Raw genomic sequence first — 22,531 nt, 5'->3', positions numbered from 1 at the left:
GATTTTTTGCAAAGATATAAAAAAAAGACTTTGCGGTTAAGCAAAGTCTTTGTTGTTGATTTTTAGGTGTTTATTTGGTTTTTAAAGATATCCCGAATTACGATTTTTTGCTCTCTTTCTCAAGCTTTTTCATTTCTTTCTCGTATCTCTTCATTTCTTTTTCATGTTTCTTCATATCGGCTTCATGCTGCTTCATGTCGATCTCATACTGCTTCATGTTGATTTCGTATTCTTTAGAGTCTTTACCGTATTTTACCTGAATGTCCTGCGTATATTTGTCCATTTCGGCAGTAAATTTATCCATAGCAATCTCGAATTTTGCCATCTCCTTTTCGTAAACCGCTTCTTTTTGTGCCATCACAGTGTTTATCTGCTTTTCATAAGCTGCTATGCTAGGTTCGATAGATTTAATCTTCTTTTCATATTCAGCCATTTCTTTTTTAAACTTAGCCATTTCAGTTTTGCTGTTTGGATTTCCCGGAGGCATTGGTGGCATCGGTACGTCCATCGAAGGAACTTGTGGCATTGATTCAATAAGGAATGCAGGAGGAGTTGGCGGAGTCGGTGGAGTTGGAGGCGCCAGGGATGAATGATCGCTGTCGCTATCGTTATCATCGCTTTCGTCGTTTACTGTAATCTGATTTCTACTTACATTTCTCTTGTCTGGAGCAGGAGCATCATCCGTGATTAATGCTATGCTTTTAGAGCCGTTGTTTTGGGTTGATACCACAATTCCACAGCCTTTAATAGGTTTGTTGCTTTCGATGTGGATGGTTTGCGTTTTTCCATTTTGTCTTTTTACATCTACTTTAATAGCAGTCAGCTCATTTTCGCTGTTTCTTTTTACATCCGAAATAACAACATCAATATTATGTTTTTGTTTTAGATCTTCTGTGATTTTTTTAAGTTCCTGATCGGTTGTGTTTTTCTGAATTTTAATAAGATCAATAGGATCCGTTTTCTCGGCAATTGCTTTAGGTTCTTTTGATTCTTTTTCCTGTGCAATTACTTCAATTTGGAATAAGAAGACAAAACCTATAAGAGCAGGAATTACGGCATAGTACTTCCAGTAGTTTCGTTTTTTTGATTGATTTTTGTTTAACATGACAATTCGTTTTTTGATTAATGATTGATAAAAATGATTGGTGATTGCAACACAACTTTCATGTGCTGTTATTTTTAAAAGCGTGTATTGATACGCTTTTTTGTCGGTTATTTTTTTAGAAGCTTCACTATCAGCAATAAATTCAAGGTTTTGAAGGATTGCTTTTTTGTACAGCCACATAAAAGGATTGAACCAAAATAAGACACAAAAAACTCTTGAGATCAAAACATCTATGGTGTGGTTTTGGTCGCTATGCACTTTTTCGTGTTCGATAATACTCTCTAATTCCGAAGGAGTATACATTGATGAGTTGTACACGATGTAATCAAAATAGGAGAAAGGAGCAATATTTTCGTTGATATCGACAAATTTGAAATCGGCCTGTTGCAGTACTTTTTTTCCTTTTAGTACTGTATTCAGACTGTAGAAATCAATCATGAATTTGATGACCAAAGCCAGAAAACCAAGAGCATAAATAGCAAGTACAACATAATTCCAATCGATCTCAAAGGCGTCTTTTTCTACAACCGGTGAAAGATAGGTTTTTGAATTATCTAAGGCTGCGGCAGTAGCTTGTGCTGTAACTGCCGTTGGAGCCTGAACAACAGGAGTGGGCTCGATCCATACAATCTTGGTATAAACCAAAAAAGGTAAAATGACTGAGGTGATGAGTCCGGCCAGTAAAAACCATCGGCTGCTGTTAAAAAAAGTCTCCTTGCGCAGTAAAAAATAATACGCCACATAAAACAATACCAACAATCCACTTGATTTTGCGATAAAAATGAAAATAGCTTCCATATACAAATTATATTACTTCTTTAGGAGTTTCGATCATGGTTAAGATTTCACGCAGTTCAGCTGCCGAAATTTTTTCTTCCTTGGCAAAAAAGGAAACCATACTTTTATAAGAGCTATTAAAATAATTGTCAATAGCGGTATTCATAAATCCTTTTCGATATTCTTCGATACTTACCAGAGGGTAGTATTGATGTGTGTTCCCAAAAGCACTATGATTAACATAACCTTTTTCCTCCAGATTACGAACAATTGTAGATAAAGTGTTGTAATGTGGCTGATCTTCTGTAATCTCTGCCTGTATTTCTTTTACAAAAGCTTTTTTAAGCTTCCATAAAATGTGCATGATTTCCTCTTCTTTATTGGTTAGCTTTTGCATTTTAAGCTTTCTTAGTTATGCGTTTCGATATCGATTACACCATGAGATCCTTTTTCGCCATATTTGGCAGTTGCTTCACTTCCTTTGTAAACGCTCATTTTTTTAATGTATTTCGGTTTAAGGTCGTTAAGGTTATAATCAGCAGGCATTTCGACTCCATCAACGATGATAAGTTTAGGCTCTTTTGTGCTAGCTTTACCAGAAGTTGAAATAATAATTTTGCCATCATTATTTGTCGTAGACACACTGGTTGTGCCATTATCATCTGTAACTACAGTAGTAGTGCTAGTATTTGTATGAGTATTGCCAGTAATTTTTGTGTCAGTACCAGAATTAGTGTTAACATCTTTAGTTTGTTTAAGGATTACTTTTTTACTTTTTACTTTTTTGGATTCTTTGTGACTTTCAGAATCATTATTTTCGTCAGCAGTCTGAATGCCAACTTTTTTGCTGCCATTCGTATCCGTTGTAACAATTAGCCCAAAATCTTTAATGGTTTGGTTCCCTGAAGTCTGAACAGATTGTGCTTGCTGTGTGCCATTTTTGACATCAATTTTAATTGATATTAATTCGTTATCGGCATTTCTTTTTATTTCGGAAGCTTTAAATTCAATGTTATGAATTGATTTCAATTTTTCTCTGATTTCCTTTAATTCAGCATCTGTAGTATTTTTTTTGATTTTGTAAACGTCTACTGATTCTGTTTTTCCAGAAATTACCTTTGCAGTTTGTTGTTTTTCTTTGGCAATTACTTCTATTTGAAATAATAGTACAAATGCAGCCAGTGCCGGAACTATTGCTCCAAATTTCCAGGAATTCCTTTTCTTTGATTGATTTTTGTTTAACATAATGATTCGTTTTTTGATTAATGATTGATAAAAATGATTGGTAATGGCAACACAATTTTCATGTGTTGTTATTTTTAAAAGTGTGTATTGATAGGCTTTCTTGTCAGAGATTTTTCGTGCAGCTTCACTATCGGCGATGAATTCCAGATTTTGAAGAATTGCTTTTTTATACAGCCACACAATAGGGTTAAACCAAAAGAGAACGCAGAATACTCTGGATAGTAAAACATCTATAGTATGATTTTGTTCACTGTGCACCTTTTCGTGCTCGATAATACTTTCTAATTCTGAAGGTGTGTACATTGATGAGTTGTAAACGATGTATTCAAAATAAGAAAAAGGTGCTATGCTTTCGTGGGTATCGATGAATTTAAAATCGGCCTGTTGCGTAACCTTTTTATTTTTTAGAACAGTGTTCAGGCTATAAAAATCAACAGCAAATTTTAAAAGAAGTCCCAGGAATCCAATGATATAGACCCCAAGTACTACTAAATTCCAATTGATTGCGGAAGCTTCATCTTTAATAAGCTGTGGTTGGGAACCGGTAACGTAACTTAGATTGGATATTGGAGAAGCGTCTACCCAAACCGTTTTAGAATATACCAGAAATGGCAAAACTACCGAGGTAACCAAACCAGCCAGCAAGAACCATCTGTTGCTGTTAAAAAAAGTTTCTTTGCGCAGTAAAAAATAGTAGGCACAGTAAAACAAGGTTAATAAACCAGCTGATTTTGCAATAAATAAGATAAGTGCTTCCATAAACAATTATTTTTCTTCTTTTGGATTTTCGATCATGTCTAAGATTTCACGTAATTCTGCCGCTGAAATTTTTTCTTCTTTGGCAAAAAAGGAAACCATATTTTTATACGAACTATTAAAATAGTTGTCGATTGCCGTATTCATATACTTTTTGCTGTACGCCTCTAAAGTAATAGTTGGATAATACTGATGTGTGTTTCCAAAAGCATTGTGAGCGACAAAATCTTTTTCTTCCAGATTACGCACTATCGTCGATAATGTATTGTAATGGGGTTGATCTTCGGTTATTTCTGCCTGAACTTCTTTTACGAAAGCCTTTTTAAGCTTCCATAAAATATGCATGATTTCCTCTTCCTTGTTCGTTAACTTTTGCATGTTTTCTAATTTTAAATCAAACCTACAACTATTTTTCTAGTTATGCAACTATAAAAGTAGTTATTTAACTAAAAAACACGTTTAGGATGATTTTTTGATTTAAAAAAGGATGATAAATTTAACTATAATTTATTGAATTATAGTTGTTTATAGGTTGTTTTGAGAGTTTGTAGTAAAAAATAAACCCGACAGGTTTTTAAAACCTGTCGGGTTTGCTAAATGATAAACGATATAAGGAAAGTAAGATTTTAAGAAACCTTCTCTCTAACCAATGCTTTTTTGATCCAAAAGCAGCATAGAGTTGCAAAAACTCCAATAGAAGCCATGAAAAGCCAGTTGATTTGGTATCCGAATCGGGAGATGATTTCGAAGCCTACTTTTGCACTCACAATATGTGCAAGACTAAAGCTCATGGTATAAAGTGCCATGTAACGGCCTTCCTGTCCGCGTGGTGCTCGGCTTAGTGCAAAAGCATTCGAGAAAGGGAAGTTGAGAATTTCTCCAATCGAGAAAAGAATCATGCTTATTGCCAGAATCCATGCCCAAACATTAATCAATAATAAAAAGAAACTCAGGGCTATAATGGAAGATCCAAGTGTGATAATTTTTATTTTAGGAAAGCCTTTCCGCTCCATAAAAGCAACAGTTGGCATTTCCAAAGTAAAAATAAGCAATCCGTTTAGTGTCATTAATAGTCCTGTTTGAAACGCACTTAAACCAAATTTTTCATTGTGATACAGCGGTAAAGTGGTAAAAAGCTGGAAGAATATGATAGCCGTCGCGAAACACACAAACAAGAAAACCCAAAAGATTTTGTCCTGAAAAACCGATTTTTTAACTTCGGTACTTTCGATTTTGTCTTCGTGTATTACTTTTTTCTTCTCTTTAACCAGTAAGGCAAATATCGAAATGGCGATGATACATGATGCACCGTCTACCCAAAATAAGCCCGAATACCCCATACCCATAATAATCAAACCTCCTAATGCAGGTCCGGCCGCAAATCCTAAATTAACAGCAAGACGCACCAAACTAAGGGCGCGCGTTCGGTTTTCAGGTTTAGAATAGGCCCCAAGCGAAACATACATCGCCGGGCGAAACATATCGGCAATAGTCATCAACGAAAATATTGCGATGCAAAGCGTCCAGAAATGTGTAACATATTGAACAAGGAAAAGGAAAACTCCACTCGTAAACAAACTAAAAATCATGATTCTGTAAAACCCTATTTTGTCTGTTAATTTTCCACCCAGCCAGGAGCCTAACATTGATCCGAAACCAAAAGCCACCATAATCCAGCCTACCTGATTGTACGTAAAATGCAAATCTTCTTTTAAGTATTTGGACAAAAATGGAAGTACCATTGTTCCGGCACGATTGATAAAAGTAATAATAGCAAGAATCCAAATTTCTCTGGAAAAACCTTTAAAATTATTGATGTAGCGGCTAAAAGCGGTCTTGAGCATTATAAATAAGTTATTTGCAACAAAGTTAGCAAACTTTGTACGGATGAGCGGTTGCTGCTTTGTTACTTTTAAACTATTTTTGCTCAAAATTTCTAAGATGAAAAATAGTGTGGTTTTTTTAGTGCTGCTAATGGTTAATTTTTGCTTGGGACAAAATAAATTTGATCAAAAAGAAAGCGAAAAATTTCAGAAGACCATAAATTCAGAATATGCTGATGCTAAGACGAGTACGTTAATGGAAGAAGATTTGAAAACGTTTAAAAGTTTAGATTTTTATCCTATAAACGCAAAGTATTTTGTCACGGCAAAATTTGAAAAAGCAGAAAACGAAAAAGTTTTCGAAATGAAAACCACAGGAACAAGAACGCCGAAATACATCAAATACGGAACATTGTATTTTACGATCGACGGAGTTGCGCTTAAATTGAATGTTTACAGAAATATCGAACTTTCGAAAACAAAAGAATACAAAGACCATTTATTCCTGCCATTCTCAGATTTGACCTCAGGTAAAGAAAGTTATATTGGAGGAAGATATATTGATTTGAAGATCCCGAAAGGAAATACAATTGCAGTCGATTTTAATCAGGCGTACAACCCGTATTGTGCTTACAATCACAAATATTCGTGCCCGTTAGTTCCTTTGGAAAACGATCTGAATGTAGCCATCAAAGCAGGGGTAAAAGCATTTCATTAATGGAATTCTTTAATTTTCATACCCATCAGTTTAAAAACCAATCCAATGTACTGGAGCTGGTGAATCAATATCCACAGGAGTTTGACGCTTCGATTCCGTTTTATTCTGTTGGAATTCATCCCTGGTACATAAAAGAGGATCAAATAGATGCTGAGCTGAAAATTATAGAAGAAAAATTACAATCTAAAAACTGTCTGGCTATTGGTGAATGTGGTTTAGACAAGCGAATCGAAATTCCGTTAGAGCAGCAAATAATCGTTTTTGAGAAGCAGCTGGCTTTGGCCGAAAAGTATCAAAAACCCGTAGTCATACATTGTGTTGCCGCTTTTCAGGAAGTGATTCTTCTTAAAAAGAAAATGAAGATTTCAGTTCCGATGATCGTTCATGGTTTTTCCAAAAACGGTCAGATTGCCGCACAGCTAATCAAGGAGGGGTTTTACATTTCGTTTGGAAAATATCTCCTGCGAAATCCGGATTTAAAAACGGTTTTTCAGACGGTTCCCAATGATCGCTTTTTTTTAGAAACCGATACCATTGACGAAAGTATAGAGCAGGTTTATGAATTGGCATCAACGTACAAAAATATAACGCTTAAAGAATTACAGGATCATATTTTGGGAAATTTCAACAGTGTTTTTCAGAAATAAACCTGAAACCTGAAACCTGAAACAAAAGAAACAATTAAAAACAAAAGAAAATATTATATATGGCAGAGTGGACAGAAAGAGCCGAGCTTTTATTTACTAAAGAAGGATTACAAAACTTACAAAACTCAAATGTTTTGGTGGTAGGTTTAGGAGGAGTTGGATCATTTGCAGCTGAATTTTTGGCAAGAGCAGGAGTAGGAAGTATGACAATTGTAGATGGTGATGTTGTAGATATTACCAATATTAACAGACAATTACCGGCTTTGCACTCAACGGTTGGTCAGCCAAAAATTACTATTGTTGGAGACCGTTTGATGGATATCAACCCGGAATTGAAATTAACCAGAGTACAGGAATTTTTATCTCCGGAAAGAGCTTTCGAAATTGTCTCTCCTGATTTTGATTATGTTTTGGATTGCATCGACAGTATCACCCCAAAATTAAACCTAATTATTGCTGCCAAACGCAAAAGAGTAAAAATCATCAGCAGTATGGGTGCAGGTGGAAAAATGCTGGCCTCTAAAGTAAAAGTGACCGATATTTCTAAAACAATAAACTGTTATTTTTCAAAAACAATCAGAAAGCGTTTAAAAGCTGAAAAAATAAACAAACTCAAAGTCGTTTTCTCTTCTGAAATTCAGGACGAAAAAAGTCTGAAATTAACAGACGGAAAAAACTTCAAAAAGTCATTCTACGGAACCAACAGTTACATGCCGGGCTTGTTTGGTTTGCATGTTGCAGAAGCGGTGATAAGACATTTGTTGAAAAAAGAGTAGGGAAGCTGCTAAGGTTCTGAGGTACTAAGTCTTTAATCGATAAGTCTCAGAAAAAAAACTCAGAACCTTAGCCCCTCAGAACCTTAGTAACTAAAAAGAAATGATAAAAACAGTAATTTTTGATATGGATGGTGTAATTGTAGACACTGAACCTGTACATCGTTATGCCTATTACAAACAATTCTCTGAACTAAATATAAACGTCACAGAAGAAATGTATACTTCGTTTACCGGATTTTCGACACGAAATACGTTTCAGACTTTAAAAGGACTTTTTCCTGCGATTGAGCACGAAGTAGAAGATTTAATTCAGCGAAAAAGAAGCATTTTTAATGATGCTTTTGATACCAAAGAAGATTTGTATCTGTTAGAAGGTGTTGAAGATTTGATCAAAGATTTGCATGCAAACGGAATACAGCTCATTTTGGCTTCGTCGGCTTCCAAAGTAACGATTGAACGTGTGTTTACGAGGTTTAATTTGCATCAGTATTTTACCGACATCGTAAGTGGTGAAGATTTTCCGCAATCCAAGCCAAATCCGGCTATTTTTGTGCACGCAGCTTCACTTTCCAAAGCTCCAAAAGAAAACTGTATCATCATCGAAGACAGTACAAACGGAGTAAAAGCGGCCAAGGGAGCAGGTGTTTTTTGCGTGGGTTATAACAGTCATCATTCAAAACTTCAGGATTTATCAGATGCCGATTTGATTATCAACCACTTTCACGAATTAAATGCGCAAAAAATATCGCAGTTAAAAGGTTGAATTAAGTTAAATTTAACATTTGTTCGCTAATTGAATTTGTAAATTTGAGGGAACAAAATAAACTAAGAAAATGAAAAAACTACTTATTGCATTGGCCATCGTTTTGGCTCCTTTTGCTTCAGAAGCACAAATAAAAACGCCACAGGCGAGTCCGAAAGGATACATCAAGCAAACAGTTGGTCTGACTGATGTTGAAGTTACGTATTCAAGACCAGGTGCTAGAGGCAGAGCCGTATTTGGAAATTTAGTTCCGTTTGGAAAATTATGGAGAACCGGAGCTAACGAAAACACGATCATTAACTTTAGTGATGATGTAGTGATTGACGGAAAAACTTTGAAAAAAGGGAAATATGCAATTTATACCATTCCTAAAATCGAAAGCTGGGAAGTTATTTTTTACCTTTCTACTGACAACTGGGGATTACCTGAAAACTGGAGCGACTCTTATGTGGCTTTGAGAACTACGGTAAAAGAAGATGCATTGCCAACTCCTGTAGAGACTTTTACTATCGGAATTAATGGTTTAGATCCAAATTACGGTTATTTAGAAATGTCTTGGGAAAATTCTCATGTAGCATTAAAATTCGAAGTGCCAACTGCAAAAATCGCAACGGCAAGCATTGATAAAGTTTTAGGCGGACCAAGTTCAAACGACTATTTCTCAGCTGCTACTTATTTGTTCCAGGCTAACGGAAATATCGAAACAGCCAGAACGTATGTAGATAAATCATTAGATTTAAGCACTGATAAACCTTACTACATCCTAAGATTAAAATCGCAAATTCAGGCGAAACAAGGAGATAAAAAAGGAGCTATAGAAACAGCAAAAGCTTCTCTGGCTGCTGCTGAAGTTGCTAAAAATCAGGATTACGTAAAATTGAATAAAGACAGTATCGCTGAGTGGAGCAGATAATGATTTGTTAAATTACAAAATTTAAAATTCCAAATTCCAATGTTTAATTGGAATTTGGAATTTTTTTTGAAAACACGTGCCTGGTAGACAGAACATGCACGAGTGGTAGGGCATTAAAAGGTAATTATAAAAAATATACAGACAGACTGGTCTGTTTTTGTAAAAAATGCATATATTTGTACTTTCAAACAAGCTATATACATGCAACCCAAAGAACGAATTTTAGATAAAGCTTCTGTTTTGTTTCATACCCAGGGATATAATTCTACCGGGATAAATCAAATCATTGAAGAAGCGAAAGTAGCAAAGGCAAGCTTTTATCAGCATTTTAAATCAAAAGAAGATTTGGGTGTTGCTTTTTTAAACCAACGGCATGAGTATTGGTTTAATCAACTGGAAAGTTTCACTTTGGATAAAAAAGATAGCAAGCTAAAGGTTTTGGCTTCTTTTGACTTTTTGATCTTTATGAATCAAAAGGAAAATTTCAGAGGGTGTAGTTTTCTGAACCTGCTTTCGGAAATACCGGCAGACAATGTAAAAATGCTTACCGTAATTCAAAATCATAAATCAGATTTGCGAAAGTATTTCGAAAGAAACATCGACAATGAGCTTGTCGCAGCTCATGTTTATTTACTTTTTGAAAGTTGCATTATCGAAAGTCAGCTTTTTAAATCCAATCAGCTTATAGAACAATCCAAAAAAATAATTCAAACTTTAATTTTATAGTTATGGAACAGAAGTTACCACTGCCGCCTTTCACTTACGAAACGGCTTTAGAAAAAATCCAATTGGCAGAAGATGCCTGGAACAGTCAGGATCCGGAGCGCGTTTCAAAAGCCTATACGGTTGACAGCGAATGGCGCAACAGAGATCAGTTTATAAACGGCAGAGAAGCAATCGTTCAGTTTTTAACCCGAAAATGGGAAAAAGAAAGGCATTACAAACTTAAAAAAGAATACTGGGCACATACCGAGAACAGAATCGCAGTGCGATTTGAATACGAATATCAGAATCCGGATGGAAACTGGTTCAGAGCATATGGAAATGAAAACTGGGAATTTGATGTCAATGGACTGATGCAAAAGCGATTTGCAAGTATCAATGATTTGCCTATTAAGGAAGCGGACAGGAAATTGAAATAATAGATAGTGTTAGTTTTAATGTTGCTATATACTTTGGCTTTACTTTGCACGCGGATTACACAGATTCGTTTCACGAAAACGCGGATTGACGCGGATTTTTTTATTTGTACCCTTGCCTAAAATGGAATGAGCTCCAGAGGAGCAAAATATCTATAGCGCAATTACCCTCCACAACAAAAAAACTCCGGAGGAGTGTCATAATTTATAAAAGGAGAATGTCGGTTAAAAAAAAGAGATCTGCGAAAATCCGCGTTTTCGTGAAACGAATCCGCAAAATCCGCGTAGGATATCCGCAAACAACATTACTTCAACTAGTTTAAACTTGGCGGCTCCGGAATTTTGATGCTTTTTTTGATTTTTTTGACAATCAGTAAGTAAAAAGTGATTCCGCCCAGAATAATCAGTAAGGCAATCTGAAGCTGCCCAAGGCTATTGTTTTTACTGTACATGGCGTTTGCACCTGCCAGTTTTGCTTTTCCTTCCTGAATTTGGATTTGCGACAGGGCTTCGAGAGTTTTTAATGCCTGATCGCTTGAAACCGCAATTTTATTCCAGTTTTTGTTCGTAACCTGATTGTTTATTTCTTTACAGGAACTTAAAAAAGCGTCAAAATATTGTTTTTCGGTATTGGTTAAAACCGTTTTGGCATACAAATCATCAATAGTGTGAATGACGTTTAGGGTCTGAATAATTTCGTCTTTTTTGATCGTATCGCTCAAATCCAGCTTTTCGGCTTCCGCTTTTATAAAATGCAGCTCTTTAGAATATTGAAAAATGTAATGTGCCACAACCAAACGGTCCTTGTAAATGGCGTTTATATTTTCATTTACATTTTTTGAATTTTGAAGTGTATTGAAATTCCCCAGTAGAATCAGAAGCATTACAATCAATAAAATAAAGGCAGCTTTGGTTTTATTGCTGTATTTTTTAAGGTCTTTCATAGTGCTTATTTAAGGGGTAACTTTTTCAAAGATAGAGAATTTGTAAAGAATTCCCAGTCTTTTAAAAACTCAAATGCAAGACCGTATATTTGAATTTGATGGATTGTTTTTTTGTAGCTATTCCTGCTGTCCGCTGTATCTTTTGTGCCGAACCCCAGCACAAAAGGATGCCGCTTCCATCAGGGCTAAGTCATCCCGTTCCAAAAAAAAATGTTTGGATAAAGATTAGTTTATCCAAACACAATTTTTTTAATCTTTATTTCTTTTGCTTCAACTGAAACACATTCCCTTCAGGATCTTCTCCATCACAGAGCCAGTAATCGTAAGTCTCAAAAGTATTGACTTCGCGCATCACTACATTTTGATCCAAAAATACTTGTCTCAGTGCATGAATGTCTTCATTAATTTCAAACACGATTTTGGTGTTATTGTCAAATTTATAACCGGATTTAATTTGAGCTAAATAGGGAGCACCAATTTTATGAAGTCCGATTTTAGCGTTACCTGCATTCAGAAGAACCCATTCTGCTTCGTATTCTTCCAGTATTTCAAAACCAAAAATTGTAGTGTAAAAAGATTTTAGTCGGTTTACATCCTGAACAAATAGGACAATGGTATCTAAATTCAGTTTCATTTTTTTTGGTTTTAAATTAAACTATTCTAAAACAACTTCCTCAGCGTCGGGCTCGTTTCTAAAAAAGGCAAACTGCATGAAGAGTGCGAGGACAATGGTTAAAATGGCTCCGATAAAATTCAGCCACAAATATCCCAATTTTTCCTGACCGCTTGGATAAATAGCAATCATAAAATAATAGATGATAAATATGGTAATCTGACTGATAATGGCACTGAAAAACATGGCTTTGGCCTTTACACGGCGCAGGTAAAAACCAACGAGGAAGATTCCCAAAACCGTTCCGTAGAAAATAGATCCAATAATATTAACCAACTGAATTAAGTTTTCGAACAAGGTTCCCACACAGGCAAAGAGTATCGCTACAATTCCCCAGAATAAGGTGAAAAACTTAGTAGCATTCAGATAATGTTTTTCAGACTTTTCGGTCTTCAGATTTCGTTTATAAATATCGATAGCTGTTGTAGAGGCTAAGGCATTCAATCCGGAAGCTGTTGAAGACATGGCAGCCGAAAGAATTACGGCTAACAATAAACCAATAAGCCCTTTTGGTAAATAATGCAATATAAAGTGGAAAAAGACATAGTCTTTGTCGTTGGTTTCGCTATTGCTGTCTGCTTTCGAAATGATCTCTTTGGCACGGTCTCGCAGGTCTTTTTCTTTATTCGATAAAGTAACCAGTTCTTTACGTAAAATCGGATTGTCGAAATCCTGATTCAACTGATCGATGTACAACAGATTAATCACTTTTTTATCTTCTGAAAGATTGCTTAGTTTTTTCTCGAGAGCATGATATTCCCCTTTATAGGCCGACTTTTCAATCACAATTTTATTGTTGGGATTAAAGTTTAAAGGAACGGGATTGAATTGAAAAAAGACAAAAACCATCACTCCTGTTAACAGGATGAAGAATTGCATAGGTACTTTTAGAAGCCCGTTCATGATAAGTCCCATTTGACTTTCGCGAACTGATTTTCCGGATAAATAACGCCCCACCTGTGACTGATCGGTTCCGAAATAGGCAAGCGCCAGGAAAAAACCACCGGTGATTCCACTCCAAAAAGTATATTTTTCCTCAGGATTAAAAGAGAAATCTACAATATTCATTTTGTCATTGGCACCGGCAATATGCAGGGCACTTGTAAAAGTCATATCGTTTGGCAGGTAGTGCAGAATTAAGAAAAAAGTAATAAACATTCCCGACATGATCACAAACATTTGTTGTTTCTGCGTTACGTTTACTGCTTTTGTTCCTCCCGAGAAGGTATAGATAATAACCAGTACACCAATCACGATGTTCATTATCGTTAAATTCCATCCCAAAAGAGCCGAAAGGATAATCGCCGGAGCGTAAATGGTTAATCCGGTTCCTAAACCTCGTTGTACCAAAAATAAGATAGCAGCTAAAGAACGGGTTTTTAAATCGAAACGTTTTTCCAGAAATTCGTAAGCTGTATATACTTTGTTTTTATGGTACAAGGGGATAAAAGTCACACAAATCACAATCATGGCAATCGGCAATCCGAAATAGAATTGTATAAAACCCATTCCGTCATGATAAGCCTGTCCGGGAGTTGACAAAAAAGTAATGGCACTGGCCTGAGTAGCCATAACCGAAAGTCCAACAGTATACCACGGAGTTTCGTTGTTTCCGAGAATAAAATCCTCGACGTTTTTACTTCCTTTGGTTTTCCAAGAGCCGTACCCAACAATAAATAAAAGAGTAACAATCAGTACGATCCAATCAAATAGTTGCATAGGTTATGAGTATAATTTCATGATTAAGAAAAAAATCAGAATGTAAATGGCATTGGCTACCAAAACGTAGGTGTAGCTTTTTTTCCATTTTTTTATTTTTTTAGCGTCCATATTGGGAATGTTTTATTTTTTTAATTCTTGTTTAGGAGCTTCTATGGGCTGTTTTAATGAAATCATATTCGATAGCAGTCGATAAGCACCGGCAACACCTTCAGGCAATTCTCTAAAGAAGCTTAGACCGGTGTAAATATAGTATCCTTTTCCGTAGGGAGCTACCAATAAAGCACCATTTTTAGCCGATTCGCCTTTGTCGTGTGAAGAGAGAATAGGAGTGAAGGCAGGATCATACTGATCCGGATAATACAAACCTTGTTCTTGTTTCCAGCCTTCAAAATCTTTAGTGCTAATTTTGTTTGGCGTGTTTAAAATAGGATGATTGGGCGCCAGAAAAGTAATTTTAGCATTTTCTTCTGTAACGCGATCGTTTGATATTTTTAACGGATAGGGTGCAATCTGATCGGTAACGGTTTGGCCATAGGTATTGTACTGTACGATCATGTTTTTACCGCTTTTCACAAAATTAAAAAGGATGTTTTGTTTGTGTGCCAGAGCATTTACGGTATTGTAGGCACGTACTCCGGTCATTACCACGTTGAAGGAATCCAGTTTTTCAGGCGTGATTTCTTCTGGTTTTATGATTGTAACTTTGTACCCCATTTGCGCTAAACTTTCAGGGACTTCGTCACCCGCACCCATAATGTAGGCAATGGAGTCACCATTTGTTTTTAACTCAATTCGAATACATTTTGACTCCGCAGGTTTTAAGACCATCTGTTTGGTAATATGACTGTAATCAATAATAGTTTGGTCTTTGTCAAAACGTTTGTTGTCGACAATAGCGATGCTTTTCGCAACGGCTTCCTCCGGATTTACAGGAGGCGTAACTTCAAAATAAAAGATCTGCTCGTTTCCTTTTTTCTCCAGGGTGAAAGGAATTTCTTTTGGAGAAACGCTCCAGCTTTTTGGTAATTCCAATTGTAAATTTCCTTTGATGCCGTCTTTTCCCGCACGTACTTTTACCGGAACCAATTTGCTTTGGGTGCTTCCAAAAATTAAAACTTTTTCGAGAATTGAAGTCGTAACTTCGGGAACGATGTCCAGAAAATTATACATTTCGCCTTTTACACCGTCGTTGTATTTGTAAATGACAGTGCGTTCAAACGGAATTTCTACTCCATTGATTTTAACATTAAAAACAATTTTTACTTGTCTGATGATATCGGGAATCCCAATGTTTTCCTGATTGGAAACAGTATACATTCCTTCAGTTGCTTTTTCTTTTAGCCAATAAGGCTGCGTATATTCCAGTGTAGTGGGAAGCTGAAGGGCCAAAGTTATTTTTTGATCCTTATTGTTTTTCAGCAGTATGTTTTGTGCGGTGTTTTTTTGGTCCGGCAGCGAAGTCACGCTGCTCAGCTGCATATCAATCGAAGATCGGTTAATGGCTTCCAGAGTTACTTTTATGGTGCTTCCTGGTGTTGCCTCCTGTTCGATAGCGGCAGCTTCGAGATACAATCCGGTGCAGGAAGCGATAATGTTTTTAAGGGCAGCCGATTTTACGGTTTTCCAATGATCGTCTTCCAAGGCCTCAATCATAGCATAAGCTTTAACCAGATCCGGAATACTGGCCGATGGATTGCTGAAATCGTATTTGGTGATAATAGAAGAGATCAGATCTCCAACAGGTTTACCATTTTTAACACGATTCCACGAAGTATCAATTCCCTCAAATAAATTAGCTTCTGTAGGACGATCTCCGTTAATAAGCTCTAAGAATTCCGTTTCATCTCCACGGGCTCCGGTACTTCCAAAACCTTGTGATTGGTGACGGCTACGGCTTAAAGCAGCTATTTCCTGATTTGATTTTCCAATTCCCGGATAATAAACGCCGGTTTCCAATTGAACAAAGTTTGATTTATTGGCTGCGTTAAATCGCTCCTGGCTTCCGTAAAACCACCAGGATGTATTGAAAAACTGGCGCTTAACCTGCCACGGTTTTACATATTTTAATTGTTCCGGATATATTTTCGGATCGTTTGTGAGCTTAAAACTTTCCACACTTAACATCGCCGAGGAGGTGTGATGCCCGTGTGTAGTACCCGGTGAGCGATGATCAAATCGGTTGATGATCACATCAGGTTGAAATTTTCGGATCGTCCACACCATATCCGCCAGTACTTTGTCTTTATTCCAGATTTCTAAAGTTTCATCAGGAGTTTTAGAGTATCCAAAATCATTTGCACGGGAGAAAAACTGCTCACCACCATCAATTTTTCGGGCTTCAATTAACTCCTGAGTTCTGATAACTCCCAATAATTCACGCAATTGCGGTCCAATTAAATTTTGCCCTCCGTCGCCACGTGTTAAAGACAGATAACCTGTTCGGGCGTTTACTTCGTTGGCCATATAAGAAATTAAACGGGTATTTTCGTCATCCGGATGTGCCGCGATGTACAATACGGACCCCAAAAAGTTTAATTTTTTAATTTGATTGTAAATTTCGACAGAACTTGGTTTTTGTGGTTGTTGTGCAAAAGATAGCGTAGTACCTAATAAAAAAAGAAGAAGAACTTGTATCTGAATTTTTCGCATAGTGTGGTTAGGTGTTTTTTGATAGAAGTTCAAAAATACTAATTAAATTATTGTACAGTATTTAAATGAAATGTTAATGTTTGGTTATTGATTTCCTTTTTTAAGAAAATTAACTCCAAAAAAAAGCTGCCAGATTAAATCTGACAGCTTTAAAGAAAATTGATCTAACACCTTAGATCATGTGGTATTTCTTAGGATTACAGCACTTATTTCAACTTGTTTTCTGTGTCTTTATAGTTTCCTGTAATGGTGACATTACTGTTCTTCGTTACTTTTCCATAAATTGTAATAGAAGAATTATTTCCTGTGAAATGGATCTTCGCACCACTATTTAATCGTAAATCTCCCCAAATCACTACAGTACCTTCAATTTGTAATACGGCGTTACTGTTAATAATAAATTCTGTTGGGTTAGACTGTTGGTATTTCCCCTGAGACAGCGTTCCACTCATATTAAAAGTTCCTCCGCTATTTAAAGTCAGACCGTTTTGAATGGTAATTGAACCACAATGGGTTAATACTGCACCTGAATTAACAATAGCAGTGTTAATAGCTGTAGCACCCGAATAAGATTTCACTTCATTTGAATTTAAAATCAGATTTTGTCCCTGATTGTAAGTTCCGTATCCGGTACATCCGGCGAAAGTGGTATTTGGTTTTTCCATCTTGATGATTTTCAAACCACCTTTTCCGCTCGCCACATAAATAAAATCACCGCTGGATTTTACATAGTTGGATGAACCTAAGATATCGACAGTTCCCAGTAAACTTAGTTGTGAACCTGTTTTGTATACATTTAAACCTGCAGCACCATTGGCTACAAACGCATATCCGTCATTTACAGATACGGCATTGGTTACATTTTCTTCACCGGCAGTTGTCAGTGAGATGGTTTGCAGTTTAGAACCGCTGTTAAGGTCATAAACACCTAAACCGTTATATCCTTCTGATACTAATAATTTGGTACCATCAAAATCCATTGTTCTTTTTGCAGCTTTTACATCTGTTGTGGTTGTAAAGCTTTTTTGCAGATTAAGGGTAGATTCATTGTAAATATTTACTCCTTTTGTACCGCTCAAAGTCACAACTTTATCTCCGCTGATCGCTACAGAACGTAAATCTTCTATCGCAACTTTGCCTGAAACCGCTTTGGAAGCCGTATTGATTTTAAATAAACTTCCCTTATCTCCTGTAACGGCAAAATAAGAACCCGAATTTGAAGCAATGTCAGTAGTTACTTGACCTTCAAGATTAGTTATGGTATATTTATCAGTCAGCATACCTGAATTTAACGTCATGTTAATTACAACTGCCGGACTTGTTAGTGTCGGATTTTTATCAACATCTGCCGCAGCGCCAATAATTAAACTGCCATTGGAATAGGTTAATGATGTAATATCAGTGTTTGCAATCAATGCAGACGTAATCAGTTTTGGTTTGTACGGATCAGAGACATCGATAACATCAATAGCTCCCGAATAGACTTCACCACTCATGGTGTAAGCAACATAAGCATAGTTTCCGTTTACCGCTACATGATTGGCCTGTAACGTTCTTCCGTTGTTATCTTTTGGTGGATTGATCTCGGCAATTTGTACTAATGGTAAATCAGTCGTAGAAGATGGACTGCTTTTTGAAAATTTAGCTGTTGATGCAGATGAACCAGTGATGGAGATTACTCCCGAATTGGTATAATCAAGTCTCTTGCTTAAAGCGGCAACATCATTATTGATTTCGATGTTGTTATTTTTAGCCTGATCATTGGTAGCGGAGTCTTCGTGATTGGTACAAAATGTAAAAAGGGACAACGCTAATAATGAAAATAAATAAACTCTCTTCTTCATAAACTCTGTTTTTTAGTTTAAATTTCGTGCAAAATTACGATTATTTAAAACATTTTTAAAAACGGTTAGGAATACTTTAACTTTTTCAATCGTTTTAGTGATTATTTTTAAATTATCTTCAATAAATTAACTTTTTCCTTATTTAGTATGCATGCATAAAAAAAGAGTATCATGATTTTGATACTCTTTTGTGTTGAAAATTAATGATTTAGCAAATATTAGCCTCTTCTGCGGCCGTAGTGACCATCGTGATCATCATGATCGTCATCGTCATCATCGTCTCTGTCGTGTTTGTTACGCTTTTTATCATAGTGTTTATGGTTTCTGCGCTCATAACGATCGTCATTATATCCATAAGCCGGTCTTGGTTTGTAACATCTTTGAGGTGCACCATGATATCCTTTGTAATACTTTACCCTATGGCGATCAAAGTAAGTATAAGGTGTTCTGCCGTGGTAATCGTTTAAAACTACTTTGTAACCTCCGTACAAATCATAGTTTCTATATTGTCTTGGTAAGTAATTTGTTCTAACCCATCTTCCTCCTCCAAAATAGATAAACTGGGAAGCTCTTACATCATAATAAGCTTCGATGTCGGGTAAGTAATAGTACTCCATTTCTGCATATCCTGCAGGTCCCCAAGCCGGAGGTGCTCCGATGTTAACATTTATAGATACCTGCGCTTGCGTGGCATTTGCAACCAGGAGAAATAGTCCTGCGATTGCTAATTTTATTGTTTTCATTTTTCTAATTTTAAAGTTATGGTTGATCCTGTTTAGGGATATTCATATACTGTGCCAAAAATTAAAGCACTATGCATTTCATCGGATAAATTATGCATTTTAACGATTTTGTAAAACAAGAAAGTTTGTTAATGTTTTGGTAGTGAAGTAGTTTTGGATTTTTTGTTTTTTGAAAAAAAAGTGAAATAAAATGTATTTCCATTATTTATATTCCACAACCCTTGGTTTGGCCAGCTCAAAGTTTTGCAAACCAAAATCACTGGTCTCAAAAGTATTCGTTTTAAAAACACTATCTCCCTGATAAGGAATGGTAGGGTAGTAGGAGAGCGAAAGCTGAAAGGAACTGAATACCAGATAATCATTGCTGATCAGCAAACCTAAAGTCACTTTTTGGTAGCCTTTATTTCTTCCTATAGCATCATTTGGATTTCCGAGTACCGCAACCGAGTAATTAAAGAACGGATTTAGACGAAATCCCCAAAGCGCATAAGGAGAATAGGTTTGTGTTTGAAGCGACAAAACCATTTTATTTGTACCGTATAAAGCGGTATTGAACCCGGCTAAACCATTTTGATTATTAATATTAAGTTGATCCCCGATGATATTTTCCCGATTGGCACCAATAACCACAATTGGGTTCACAAATTGACGCAGTTTCCAGTTTCCAATACTGAATAGTTTTGTAAAATAAGTAGATTCAAATGAAAAGGCTGTTTGATACGTTTTTGAATCATGAAAAAACGTACCCACCTCAAAATTCATACTTAAAAACCCCCAACGATAGTAATTACCAAACGAAAACTGACCTCCGGCATAAGGTCTCCATTGGGCATTTTTGTACTGATAACCTAATGTAATCCCATAAATTCTTCCAATGGGAACGTCTTCGGTCTGACCATTTCTGAATATATAGTTGTCTTTTATAAATTTACGTCGGTTTAAACCAATTCCGCTTAAAAACAGCTTTTCATCTGAATAAAAATGGGTAGGATCATAGAGATCAGCGGGAGCATCGGTGTAGTTGACGTTTAGGAAACGTGCGGTTGCCACCAAATTGGTTATGCCATTTTCATCTTCAAATACATTACTGGCATGCCCTGCCCAGAAATCCTGAAAGTTATTCTTAAAGGGCTGAAAGGCATAAGACTTATCGGGTGCCTGCAGACTGTCTTTTCTATAGTTTTGACCTGTAGAAACACCGCCTGCCCATTTGGTCAAAGGGGAATAAAAGAGGCGTTCAACGTTGATACTTTTGCTGTAATTATTGTCAATATCGATTTTATAGAACAAGGTGGTTCCTATATAAGTGTTTTTGATGTTAGGAATGGTATAAGTTGCTTCATTTGCAGTGCGGCCATCATTAAATCTGCTGGTATGTTTGTATTCCAGCTGCTGTCCCCATCCAAAAAAGTCTTTTTCTTTAATACCAAAAGAAACCTGATTGCTCGAGATCGCAAATTTAGGAATCGTACTCCAGGAGTCCAGAACCCTAATCGTTACATCAACTGAATCGGAAGCCATTCCTGCCACTTTATTCGTGATTCGTACGGCTGTCACATATCTTTGAGATCGTATCAAACGTTCAGATTCCTGCACTTTGTAAGTGTCGTAGGGAGTATTTTTTTTAAACAGGAGCAGATTGTAGATTGCAATTTTCTTGGTTTTTAAATGCAGTCGGTTTCCTGTTCGTTCGCCCCAGTTTTTGGGAACCTGAGTGGTGTCCGTAAGCGAGTGTCCGAAAGGATCCAGCGTGATAATGTTTATGTTTCGAATTATTTTTCCGCTAAAATCGGTAGTGTCATTTTGCACCAGGATTTCTTTTTTTTGAGGCCTGTTTCCTCTAAAGAATAATTTGTGCAGGGTTTGTGTAAATTTATTCTTCTTCGAATAGTTTTTGATTCTCTGATAGACTTCGGTGCTGTCCTTTTTTTCTTTGGGCTTTTTTTGAGGTGGAGCGACCTGAGCATAAGTGCCTTGTAAACAAAAGCATAATAAAATAAAGACTACTATTTTTCTGATTACGGACATTATATAATTTTTGACTGGCTTAAAGGTCGATTTGGAGTTGAATATAAGAAATTATTGCGATTCTATTCTGAATTTACAGTACTATTTAATTTTCGACCTTTAGTTTTCGGATTCTCCAGCTGAATTTTTTTGGCATATGATTGCCCATAAGATAACCCCAAGGCGCTAAGGATTCAATTCTTTCGAATATAATTTTTAGAATGGCTAATAGCGGAATGGCCAAAAACATTCCCGAAATTCCTGCAGCGGCACCTCCAATAATAATTCCCATAATCGAAACAAAGGCATTAATTTCAACTTTCGAATTGATAATCAAGGGTACAAGTATGTTGTTGTCAATCAACTGTACAATAATGTTTACAATCAGAATTCCAAGAATAATAGAATTTTCGGGTGTTCCTGTTAACGATGCAATTACGGTGATGATACCAGCGATCAGGATGCCAATATAAGGTATCATGTTTAAAATTCCGGTAATCAATCCCAATAAAATAAAGTATTTAACCCCAATGATCCACAGCCCTAAACTTGTCAGTATAGAAACGACTATCATTTCAAAAATCAGACTGACTATATAATTATTAATCGAAACTTTTATTTGTGAAAGAATGTCTTTTAAAATCGCATGGTCTTCATTAGGGACTAATTTAGCGAGAAAAAGAATAAAATGATCTTTATACAGTAGAAACAAAAAAGTATAAATAGGGATGATGGTGCAATCTAACAGCAGATCGGTTATAGAGATAATAGCAGAGCCTATGGAGCTTTTTCCATTCTGAACCGAGTCCTTGGCGACATTATCGAGGTATTTTTTTTGTTCGCCGATGCTGACGTGAAAATGATCTTTTATAAATTTATGAATGTCGGTAATAAAAGCGTTTGCATTTTTCTTTATCGCATCAAAATCGTTGGCGATATCACTAATCTGATAAGAAATAAAGACTAGGATGCCAACAATAGATAAAGCAAAAAGCAGAATACAAGCTGCGGCAGCAAGGTGTCTGGGAAATTTTAATCGGGAATGCAAAAAAGTGAAAATCGGAACCAGTAGGACCGCAAACAAAAATGCCAGTAAGACCGGAGTAATAATATCTTTTCCAATACAAAAAATAAAGGCAAAGCTTATAAAACTTACCAGAATGAAAGCAAGTTTAGCATAAAAAGGCAATTTTACAGAGCGGTTCATTGTTGCGGGAATTAAATAAAAACTAAAATTTAGTACAACAAATATTATATTTTATTACCAATAATACGTTTTACCTTTTT

At 36.2% G+C, this 22,531-nt stretch carries 20 protein-coding genes; 7 read left to right on the top strand and 13 right to left on the bottom strand.

Annotated elements, in window-relative coordinates:
• Positions 1-97: 97 nt before the first annotated feature.
• From ACN1CN_RS01720 to ACN1CN_RS01700, 5 genes are all read right to left on the bottom strand, one after another.
• The gene (locus ACN1CN_RS01720; RefSeq protein ID WP_419134425.1) at positions 98-1,903 is read right to left on the bottom strand and encodes a M56 family metallopeptidase; all 1,806 of its coding nucleotides are present in this window, start codon (positions 1,901-1,903) and stop codon (positions 98-100) included.
• Between the two features lie 7 nt (positions 1,904-1,910).
• Positions 1,911-2,279 carry a BlaI/MecI/CopY family transcriptional regulator gene (locus tag ACN1CN_RS01715; RefSeq protein WP_291287995.1) on the bottom strand — a complete coding sequence of 123 codons (369 nt, stop codon included), beginning with the start codon at positions 2,277-2,279 and terminating at the stop codon, positions 1,911-1,913.
• Positions 2,280-2,290: 11 nt separating this feature from the next.
• A complete protein-coding gene (locus tag ACN1CN_RS01710) occupies positions 2,291-3,886 on the bottom strand; it encodes a M56 family metallopeptidase (RefSeq protein ID WP_419134424.1) in 1,596 nt (531 codons plus the stop codon).
• A 6-nt stretch (positions 3,887-3,892) separates the two neighbouring features.
• Positions 3,893-4,261 carry a BlaI/MecI/CopY family transcriptional regulator gene (locus tag ACN1CN_RS01705; RefSeq protein ID WP_419134423.1) on the bottom strand — a complete coding sequence of 123 codons (369 nt, stop codon included), beginning with the start codon at positions 4,259-4,261 and terminating at the stop codon, positions 3,893-3,895.
• 248 nt (positions 4,262-4,509) lie between these two features.
• Entirely contained in the window at positions 4,510-5,727 is a 1,218-nt protein-coding gene (locus ACN1CN_RS01700; RefSeq protein WP_419134422.1) for an MDR family MFS transporter, read from the bottom strand.
• Between the two features lie 97 nt (positions 5,728-5,824).
• Between ACN1CN_RS01700 and ACN1CN_RS01695 the strand changes: the two genes are divergently transcribed.
• The 7 genes from ACN1CN_RS01695 to ACN1CN_RS01665 all read left to right on the top strand — a co-directional run bounded on the left by ACN1CN_RS01695 (position 5,825) and on the right by ACN1CN_RS01665 (position 10,665).
• Entirely contained in the window at positions 5,825-6,424 is a 600-nt protein-coding gene (locus tag ACN1CN_RS01695; protein ID WP_419134421.1) for a DUF1684 domain-containing protein, read from the top strand.
• Positions 6,424-7,071, top strand: a complete 648-nt coding sequence (locus tag ACN1CN_RS01690; protein WP_419134420.1) for a TatD family hydrolase — start codon at positions 6,424-6,426, stop codon at positions 7,069-7,071. The genes ACN1CN_RS01695 and ACN1CN_RS01690 overlap by 1 nt, the downstream gene beginning before the upstream one ends.
• Positions 7,072-7,130: 59 nt before the next feature.
• A complete protein-coding gene (locus ACN1CN_RS01685) occupies positions 7,131-7,847 on the top strand; it encodes a ThiF family adenylyltransferase (protein WP_419134419.1) in 717 nt (238 codons plus the stop codon).
• Positions 7,848-7,947: 100 nt separating this feature from the next.
• Complete coding sequence (locus tag ACN1CN_RS01680) at positions 7,948-8,610, top strand: HAD family hydrolase (RefSeq protein ID WP_419134418.1); 663 nt, start codon at positions 7,948-7,950, stop codon at positions 8,608-8,610.
• Positions 8,611-8,680: 70 nt separating this feature from the next.
• Positions 8,681-9,523 (top strand): DUF2911 domain-containing protein, encoded by an 843-nt coding sequence (locus ACN1CN_RS01675; protein ID WP_173967459.1) that lies wholly within the window; start codon positions 8,681-8,683, stop codon positions 9,521-9,523.
• Positions 9,524-9,724: 201 nt separating this feature from the next.
• On the top strand, positions 9,725-10,249 hold the full coding sequence (locus ACN1CN_RS01670) for a TetR/AcrR family transcriptional regulator (RefSeq protein ID WP_419134417.1): 525 nt from the start codon (positions 9,725-9,727) through the stop codon (positions 10,247-10,249).
• Between the two features lie 2 nt (positions 10,250-10,251).
• On the top strand, positions 10,252-10,665 hold the full coding sequence (locus ACN1CN_RS01665) for a DUF1348 family protein (RefSeq protein WP_419134416.1): 414 nt from the start codon (positions 10,252-10,254) through the stop codon (positions 10,663-10,665).
• A 311-nt stretch (positions 10,666-10,976) separates the two neighbouring features.
• Here the strand turns inward: ACN1CN_RS01665 and ACN1CN_RS01660 are convergent, their stop codons facing one another.
• The 8 genes from ACN1CN_RS01660 to ACN1CN_RS01625 form a co-directional block, all read right to left on the bottom strand.
• Positions 10,977-11,606 (bottom strand): MCP four helix bundle domain-containing protein, encoded by a 630-nt coding sequence (locus ACN1CN_RS01660; protein WP_419134415.1) that lies wholly within the window; start codon positions 11,604-11,606, stop codon positions 10,977-10,979.
• Positions 11,607-11,862: 256 nt separating this feature from the next.
• Positions 11,863-12,240 carry a VOC family protein gene (locus tag ACN1CN_RS01655; RefSeq protein WP_419134414.1) on the bottom strand — a complete coding sequence of 126 codons (378 nt, stop codon included), beginning with the start codon at positions 12,238-12,240 and terminating at the stop codon, positions 11,863-11,865.
• 21 nt (positions 12,241-12,261) lie between these two features.
• Positions 12,262-13,998 carry a sodium:solute symporter gene (locus tag ACN1CN_RS01650; RefSeq protein ID WP_419134413.1) on the bottom strand — a complete coding sequence of 579 codons (1,737 nt, stop codon included), beginning with the start codon at positions 13,996-13,998 and terminating at the stop codon, positions 12,262-12,264.
• A gap of 123 nt (positions 13,999-14,121) precedes the next feature.
• Complete coding sequence (locus ACN1CN_RS01645; RefSeq protein WP_419134412.1) at positions 14,122-16,650, bottom strand: PIG-L family deacetylase; 2,529 nt, start codon at positions 16,648-16,650, stop codon at positions 14,122-14,124.
• 206 nt (positions 16,651-16,856) lie between these two features.
• Positions 16,857-18,494: a hypothetical protein gene (locus tag ACN1CN_RS01640; protein WP_419134411.1), complete on the bottom strand. Its 1,638-nt coding sequence runs from the start codon at positions 18,492-18,494 to the stop codon at positions 16,857-16,859.
• Positions 18,495-18,712: 218 nt separating this feature from the next.
• Positions 18,713-19,237 carry a hypothetical protein gene (locus ACN1CN_RS01635; protein ID WP_291287611.1) on the bottom strand — a complete coding sequence of 175 codons (525 nt, stop codon included), beginning with the start codon at positions 19,235-19,237 and terminating at the stop codon, positions 18,713-18,715.
• Between the two features lie 201 nt (positions 19,238-19,438).
• A complete protein-coding gene (locus ACN1CN_RS01630; RefSeq protein ID WP_419134410.1) occupies positions 19,439-21,265 on the bottom strand; it encodes a hypothetical protein in 1,827 nt (608 codons plus the stop codon).
• 85 nt (positions 21,266-21,350) lie between these two features.
• Positions 21,351-22,451, bottom strand: a complete 1,101-nt coding sequence (locus ACN1CN_RS01625; RefSeq protein ID WP_419134409.1) for an AI-2E family transporter — start codon at positions 22,449-22,451, stop codon at positions 21,351-21,353.
• Positions 22,452-22,531: the final 80 nt, after the last annotated feature.

It is taken from the genome of Flavobacterium sp. T12S277, from assembly GCF_048514875.1.
GTDB lineage: Bacteria > Bacteroidota > Bacteroidia > Flavobacteriales > Flavobacteriaceae > Flavobacterium.
The sequence above is the reverse complement of the archived record's forward strand: the minus strand, read 5'-3'. Positions and strand labels throughout refer to the sequence as shown.

Bases quoted from the DNA above. Each gene is read 5' to 3' on its own strand.
- ACN1CN_RS01640 (WP_419134411.1), bottom strand. From the start codon at position 18,494: ATGAAGAAGAGAGTTTATTTATTTTCATTATTAGCGTTGTCCCTTTTT.
- ACN1CN_RS01720 (WP_419134425.1), bottom strand. From the start codon at position 1,903: ATGGAAGCTATTTTCATTTTTATCGCAAAATCAAGTGGATTGTTGGTA.
- ACN1CN_RS01630 (WP_419134410.1), bottom strand. From the start codon at position 21,265: ATGTCCGTAATCAGAAAAATAGTAGTCTTTATTTTATTATGCTTTTGT.
- ACN1CN_RS01625 (WP_419134409.1), bottom strand. From the start codon at position 22,451: ATGAACCGCTCTGTAAAATTGCCTTTTTATGCTAAACTTGCTTTCATT.
- ACN1CN_RS01635 (WP_291287611.1), bottom strand. From the start codon at position 19,237: ATGAAAACAATAAAATTAGCAATCGCAGGACTATTTCTCCTGGTTGCA.
- ACN1CN_RS01675 (WP_173967459.1), top strand. From the start codon at position 8,681: ATGAAAAAACTACTTATTGCATTGGCCATCGTTTTGGCTCCTTTTGCT.
- ACN1CN_RS01660 (WP_419134415.1), bottom strand. From the start codon at position 11,606: ATGAAAGACCTTAAAAAATACAGCAATAAAACCAAAGCTGCCTTTATT.
- ACN1CN_RS01655 (WP_419134414.1), bottom strand. From the start codon at position 12,240: ATGAAACTGAATTTAGATACCATTGTCCTATTTGTTCAGGATGTAAAC.
- ACN1CN_RS01705 (WP_419134423.1), bottom strand. From the start codon at position 4,261: ATGCAAAAGTTAACGAACAAGGAAGAGGAAATCATGCATATTTTATGG.
- ACN1CN_RS01690 (WP_419134420.1), top strand. From the start codon at position 6,424: ATGGAATTCTTTAATTTTCATACCCATCAGTTTAAAAACCAATCCAAT.
- ACN1CN_RS01710 (WP_419134424.1), bottom strand. From the start codon at position 3,886: ATGGAAGCACTTATCTTATTTATTGCAAAATCAGCTGGTTTATTAACC.
- ACN1CN_RS01645 (WP_419134412.1), bottom strand. From the start codon at position 16,650: ATGCGAAAAATTCAGATACAAGTTCTTCTTCTTTTTTTATTAGGTACT.
- ACN1CN_RS01685 (WP_419134419.1), top strand. From the start codon at position 7,131: ATGGCAGAGTGGACAGAAAGAGCCGAGCTTTTATTTACTAAAGAAGGA.
- ACN1CN_RS01680 (WP_419134418.1), top strand. From the start codon at position 7,948: ATGATAAAAACAGTAATTTTTGATATGGATGGTGTAATTGTAGACACT.
- ACN1CN_RS01715 (WP_291287995.1), bottom strand. From the start codon at position 2,279: ATGCAAAAGCTAACCAATAAAGAAGAGGAAATCATGCACATTTTATGG.
- ACN1CN_RS01670 (WP_419134417.1), top strand. From the start codon at position 9,725: ATGCAACCCAAAGAACGAATTTTAGATAAAGCTTCTGTTTTGTTTCAT.
- ACN1CN_RS01700 (WP_419134422.1), bottom strand. From the start codon at position 5,727: ATGCTCAAGACCGCTTTTAGCCGCTACATCAATAATTTTAAAGGTTTT.
- ACN1CN_RS01665 (WP_419134416.1), top strand. From the start codon at position 10,252: ATGGAACAGAAGTTACCACTGCCGCCTTTCACTTACGAAACGGCTTTA.
- ACN1CN_RS01650 (WP_419134413.1), bottom strand. From the start codon at position 13,998: ATGCAACTATTTGATTGGATCGTACTGATTGTTACTCTTTTATTTATT.
- ACN1CN_RS01695 (WP_419134421.1), top strand. From the start codon at position 5,825: ATGAAAAATAGTGTGGTTTTTTTAGTGCTGCTAATGGTTAATTTTTGC.